We start from the raw sequence: 6,380 nt of genomic DNA on the forward strand, positions 1-6,380 counted from the left end.
AAGCTTCCTATAAGCTCTCTATAAGCTAACCCAAGCTCTTTTCAACCAAAAAACACTTTTACTGGTTACTTATAATTCCTTTTTATTTCCTTTTAAAAAGCCCCTGTGCCTCTATTCTGTATATTTTTCGTAACACAAATACTACGATATTTCTTACGTTGAGCTCACGTTAACTTATTGATTACTTACGTTTTTACCAGAAAAATAACTTTTAGTAAAGAAAAATGTACAATAAGTAAAGTGCTTTTTGTTAAGTATTCCTTAATTTTGTCCCAAAGAAAAAACTTTAAATTTTATATAATGAAAAGCATCATTAGCATTTGTATTTTGCTGTTCAGTATCCCAATGCTGGCGCAAAAAGTAACTATTACGGGGGTAGTTACCGATGAAAACAAACAACCCCTCCCTGGTGCAAGCGTTGCCGTAGAGCACGCACATTCAGGTACGGCTACTGATTTTGAAGGGCACTTCTCCCTAAGTGTAGCTCCTACCGATAAAATAGTAGTGAGCTTTATGGGCTATCGCTCCAAAACCATAGCCGTAGGTAAAACACGTACTTTCAATGTATCTCTCGAACCTGAGGTCACTCAGATTGATGAGGTAGTACTTGTAGGGTACGGTACACAGCGCAAAAGCGATATCTCTACGGCAGTAGCTTCGGTGAAGATGGCTGACATCGCCCAAAGCAGTCCATCGCAGGTATTGCAAGCGTTGCAAGGTAAAGTGAGTGGGGTGCAAATCATCTCTTCCGATGGTTCTGCTTCCAGCGGACTCACATTTAGAATTCGCGGGGTGAACTCCATCACAGGAGGTACGCAACCGCTCTTTGTTATTGATGGGGTGCCAATGCCTACCCAAAGGGTAACCAATACCAATGAAGATGTGGCTACCAATCCGCTACTCAGTTTAAACCCTAACGACATTGAGTCAATGGAAATCCTTAAAGATGCCGCCGCAGCAGCTATCTACGGGTCTAACGGTTCTAATGGAGTAGTGCTTATCACCACCAAAAAAGGTAAGGAACTCGCTAAACCTAAATTTAACTTCAGTTATGCAAGTTCTATTGAAATGATGCCTAATATCCCTTTGAAGGTGCTCAATGCTGAAGATTATGCTCACAAAATGCTCGATTATGGCACTTGGGGCAATCAACCTCAAATAGACTTTTGGCAACGAATGATTGCTGAAAAAGGCTGGAATCACCCTGCCGTAAAAGATTGGCTGAAAGAAGTTACCCAAACAGGTACCAAAAACGAAGCAAACGGTAGTATCACGGGTGGTACCGACCAAACCCGCTATATGCTTTCAGTGGGCTATCTGAACCAAGAAGGACTTATCAAGCGTTCTGCTTTCAACCGCTTTACTTCACGTCTCAACCTCTCTCAGAAGATTAACGATAAGATGAATGCAGGTATCAACCTCTCTTATGCCGTTTCTAAGGATAAAAATCCCGTAAGCGATTGGTCTCAAAATGGAGTGGTTCTCAAAGCTTTGCAAACTTCTCCTTTCTTAGACTACCCTGGTTTTGGTACCCTGATGAGCTATCCTAATATTCGTACGATGAGCCCTAAGGTAGCAGTAGACCAAGTGGATATCAACACCAAATACAATGAGCTCAACGCCAATGTATACCTCAGCTATCAACTGCTTAAAGATTTGACTTTTAACACCAGTGCTTCTTACCGTTTACACACTATTGGTCAAGACCGTTTTTGGGGGCCTGACACTTGGTTCGGACAGTCAGAACGCGGACGTATGGAACTCTCTCATCGCAATGAGAACAGCTGGGTATATGAAGCCCGTTTGCAATACTCTAAGAGCATCAATAAGCACTATTTTTCCATAATGGGTGCTTTTGAAGCCAATAAGTATTGGACAGATTATACTTACAATAAGTCTACTAACTTCGAGGATACCAAACAAGGTATTTGGGGTATCAACCAAGGGTTAGTAACCTATGCGCCTTTGTACACTTATGATGGCAACCAATTGGTATCGTACATCAGTAGGGCTACTTATAGTTATAACAACAAGTATGTGCTCAATGCTTCTTTGCGTGCCGATGGTTCTTCTAAATTTGGTAAGAACAACAAATACGGTTATTTCCCTGCTATTTCTTTGGCTTGGAATGCTCACGAAGAAGACTTTATCAAGAAAATAGAAGCTATTTCCAATTTGCGTTTGCGCGGTAGTTTCGGTATGACAGGTAACAACCAAATCCCATCTTACCAATCTTTAGCACAACTCGCTAAAAACAAAGTAGTATTAGACGGTAACAAAGTGGAAATCGGTCGTTATACCAGCAATATTGCTAACGACAATCTTAAATGGGAAAGCCAAAAGCAATACAATATTGGTTTAGATTTGTCCTTCCTCAAAAACCGTTACACCCTTTCTACTGAATTGTATTACAAACGCATAGACGATATGCTTTTGGAAGTGAATATCCCTTCTACTTCGGGATTCCAAAAAGCGTGGAAGAATGCAGGTTCAATGGAAAACAAAGGTCTCGAAGTGAGCTTCAATGCACAATGGTTGCGTGAAGGCGATTTCAAATGGACAACCGATTTCAATATTTCTTTCTACCGAAACAAAATCCTTTCATTAGACGAAGGTCAGTATCAACAATTTTATGACCGAGGTATCAACTCCAAAATCAAAAGTGATGTGCTCTTGCGTGTAGGTATGCCGGTAGGTATCTATTATGGCTATGTAGCCGATGGAGTATTCCACAACCAAAACGAAGTGGATAACGCTCAACCAGGGCCTAACGTAGCTTTAGGAGGTTTGCGTGTGAAAGACATCAACCACGATGGTGTAATCGATACTAACGACCGTGTACCAGTAGCCGATGTAAACCCATTGCACACGGGTGGTATAGGTAACACTTTCTCATATAAAGGTTGGGAATTGTACGCTTTCTTGCGTTGGTCGTATGGCAACGATGTGGTAAACGGTAATGCTTACTACCTCACAGGCACTAAGAATATCGACAATATCACACAAAGCGTTTATAACAACGTGTGGTCGGAAGCACACCCCGACCGTAACTTCCCGCTCTTTGGAGGTGGTTTCTGGGCTGAAAACGCTTTCCGCAGCGACTTAGTAGAAGATGGTTCATTCTTGCGTTTGCAAACCGTGAGTCTTAGCTACAATTTGCCTAAGGAGGTATTAGAGCCTTATAAACTCAACAAATTGCGCATAGGGGTAACAGGTACTAACCTCGCTCTTTGGACACGTTATTCAGGGTTTGACCCCGAAGCCAATACGGGCTATGGAACTATTGCCCGCTTAGCCCCAGGTCTCGATATGAGTCCGTACCCACGACCTACATCGGTTTTATTCTCAGTAGAAGTTGGTTTTTAAAAGATATAGATTATGAAATTACATATTATCACCATTATAGCAATAGGGGCAAGCCTCGGATTGAGCAGTTGTGGCAAGTTCTTGGAAGAAACCCCCAAGAGCACCCCTACATCTCAATTTTTCTATGAAAATGAATTGGATGCTCGCCAAGCAATGAACGGTACTTATCGTTACCTCACCGATGTGTATGTTACAGGGCACGGTACCAAACAAATCAGTACCGACCTTGCCAAACGCGCCGATTGGGACGAAGGGGGAGGCTTGCGTAACTACAAGTTTGGGTCAGACAACGATTATATTACCCAAATGTGGCAACAACATTATGCTGCCATTAAGAACTGCAACTCGGTAATCGATAATGTAACCGAACACCAAGGTCGCATCAATAACTGGGAACGCTATGTAGCCGAAGCTCGTGGTGTGCGCGCTTACTTGTACTTCGATTTGGTGCGTTGGTTTGGCGATGTGCCTTTGGTTGTGAAAGAAACCAAATCACTCAACGACCTCAAAGTGCCTCGTACTCCACAGAAGCAGGTGTTTGAGCAAATCATTGCCGATTTTACTTACTCGATGGCTCACGTAGCCGAAAAAGGCGATACAGGCAATGGTTACCAATACGGACGTATTACCAAAGATGCTTGTCGCGGTTTCTTGGCTAAAGTACACTTGTGGCTTGCCTCAGTAGCACAACGCGACGGACGTGAAGTGCTTGGTTCGGCTACTGAAAACTACACCAAAGCAATGAACTATGCCAAAGAGGTCATACAAGGCGGTCGCTACCAATTAGTAGAATACTATCCTGACGTATTCAACGCTAAAACGAAAATAAGCGAAGCTCCAAAAGAAGTCATTTGGTGTGTACAAGGTCTTACAGGCGACGATACCGGTACCCTCACAGGAATGCTTTACGGAATGAGAGGTAATGAAAACTTAGGAGGTTCTTGGGATAACATCTCCAGCTCCGATTACCACCGTATGATTTATGAACCCTCCGACTCTATTCGCCGGTTGTGGAACTGCCCACGTGTGCAAGTACTCGACAATGGTAAGTTATGGGGTTGGGACTACAATATTTACAAAGATACCCGTGTAGACCAACCTCTTAGTAAGGCTACCGAAAACAATAACTGGGTGATGTGGAGTATCGGTAAGTTCCGCCGTTTCCCATTAGCTGATACCTCTTCGTATAACTACAAGAACTTCGGTATGGATGAACCGCTACTTCGCTTTGCTGATGTACTCCTCATCTATGCAGAGGCTTATAACGAGGTAAACCATTCACCTGGGGCTTACACACCCTCGTCTTCTTTAACAATGAATGGCACCAACGTGCAAAGCGCTTACGATGCGGTGAATTTAGTGCGTAAACGCGCTCGTATCTCTAATAAAGCAGGCGGACGCATCGTACACCGCGATGTATTGCCTCGTGATTTGGATAAAACTCATATCAACGATGTAAACACCGTAGTACCCGATTGGAAAACCTCCTCTTATGGTTATGACTATGCAGGTACTGCTATGTGGACAGCTAAACATTACAGCGATGATTATACCGCTTTCCGCACTGAAATCTTAAATGAACGTGCACGCGAGCTTGTAGGAGAAACCACCGACCGCTGGTGTGACCTCGTACGCCGTGGCATTTTGGTACAAGCTTTCCAAAACTGGCGTATCAACAATCCGTTTATCAGTGGGGAGGAACGCCGTATTCCAGCACCTGCTGCGCCTGAGAATGTTCGCCCTTATCACCAGCTATTACCTATTCCGCTTAGCGAATTGGACGCAAATAAGAATTTAACTCAAAATCCTGGATATTAAAATGAAAACATATATATTACTCATTAGCAGTTTGCTACTCACGGCTTTGGGTGCTTGTACTAAGGATAAACCTGAAGACGTAGACCTATCAGTAACAGCTGATAAAACCCAAGTGAAGGTAGGCGACCCCGTAACTTTTACTATTCATCACAATGTAAATGCTTTGGCTATTTACACCGGTGATGAAGGGCACGATTACCAAAAGAGTATAGACAATGTACTCAAAGGGAAAACTTCAGAGGAATTACAAGGTAAAAACTATCGCCCTACCGACCCTGATGTGAAACCTTACAAAGTAGACTTTACTTCTACACAAGTAGGGAGCACTACTTTAGCCAATGGCGCTTTTGAAGTGCGCAACGCCAATAGCGGTGATAACTTAGTTGGCAGTCAAGCCGAAGTAGTAACCGATGCTACCATAGGTAAAAATGTAGTGAAAGTGAATGCCAAACACCCTAACTGGTGGTATGAAGCTTTGCGCCTTAATGTAAACACCAAAGTAGGAAGTAACAAGAAGATGACTTTACGAATGAAGTTTGCGACAACTACTTTGAAAAGTACTAACGACCAAAGCGAACACCCCGAAGAAACAAAGTTCCCTATCGTGATACGTTTGGGAGGTATAGCCGAAGGGGATACAGCTGTAACCTTCAAAGACGATACTGTTTGGGATTTATTTGTAGAACCCAAAACTGAGTATACCGATTACACTTTTGATATTGGTCGTACCATTTCAGCGTGGGAAAGTGCTGTAAACAAAAAAATGGCAACACTTTCTTATATTCAGATTCTGTTTACTACAGTGGGTGCTGGCATTGGCTATATAGGCGATTATTTTGTTGAATCGGCTAACTTTGGAGCTATTGACTATAAGGCTTTCGATACAGGAAAAGGTATTACCATTACCGATGATTCTGGTGTGACCAAATACACTCATACGTATGACAAAGCAGGAACTTATGAGGTAGTGGTAGTGGGCAGTAGCAGTGGTTTTAAAAGCTATTCAAAAGACGGCTATAAAACTGATGTAGGAACTGTAAGTGCTGACGAGTACAAGTACAACACTGAATACCGCACTATCAAAATTACGGTGACCCCATAGGATAGTGATGAGGTGTAATCTGTACGAATAGGGTAAAGAAAAGACGAAGAAGAGGTGAATGAAGAGTGGGTCTACAGTGGCTCTACAGTGGCTC

General features: G+C 42.8%; 3 protein-coding genes. All 3 read left to right on the top strand.

Going from position 1 to position 6,380, the window contains the following annotated elements:
* The first annotated feature begins 300 nt into the window (after nucleotides 1-300).
* Genes HMPREF9078_RS09745 through HMPREF9078_RS09755 form a run of 3 tightly spaced genes read left to right on the top strand, consistent with a single transcriptional unit; the run spans nucleotide 301 to nucleotide 6,286 of the window.
* A complete protein-coding gene (locus tag HMPREF9078_RS09745) occupies nucleotides 301-3,366 on the top strand; it encodes a TonB-dependent receptor (protein ID WP_034543481.1) in 3,066 nt (1,021 codons plus the stop codon).
* Between the two features lie 12 nt (nucleotides 3,367-3,378).
* The gene (locus HMPREF9078_RS09750; protein WP_009420515.1) at nucleotides 3,379-5,184 is read left to right on the top strand and encodes a RagB/SusD family nutrient uptake outer membrane protein; all 1,806 of its coding nucleotides are present in this window, start codon (nucleotides 3,379-3,381) and stop codon (nucleotides 5,182-5,184) included.
* Between the two features lies 1 nt (nucleotide 5,185).
* Nucleotides 5,186-6,286 (top strand): DUF5017 domain-containing protein, encoded by a 1,101-nt coding sequence (locus HMPREF9078_RS09755; RefSeq protein ID WP_009420516.1) that lies wholly within the window; start codon nucleotides 5,186-5,188, stop codon nucleotides 6,284-6,286.
* Nucleotides 6,287-6,380 lie beyond the last annotated feature (94 nt).

The organism is Capnocytophaga sp. oral taxon 380 str. F0488 (assembly GCF_000318255.2).
In the GTDB taxonomy this organism is placed as follows: Bacteria; Bacteroidota; Bacteroidia; order Flavobacteriales; family Flavobacteriaceae; genus Capnocytophaga; species Capnocytophaga ochracea.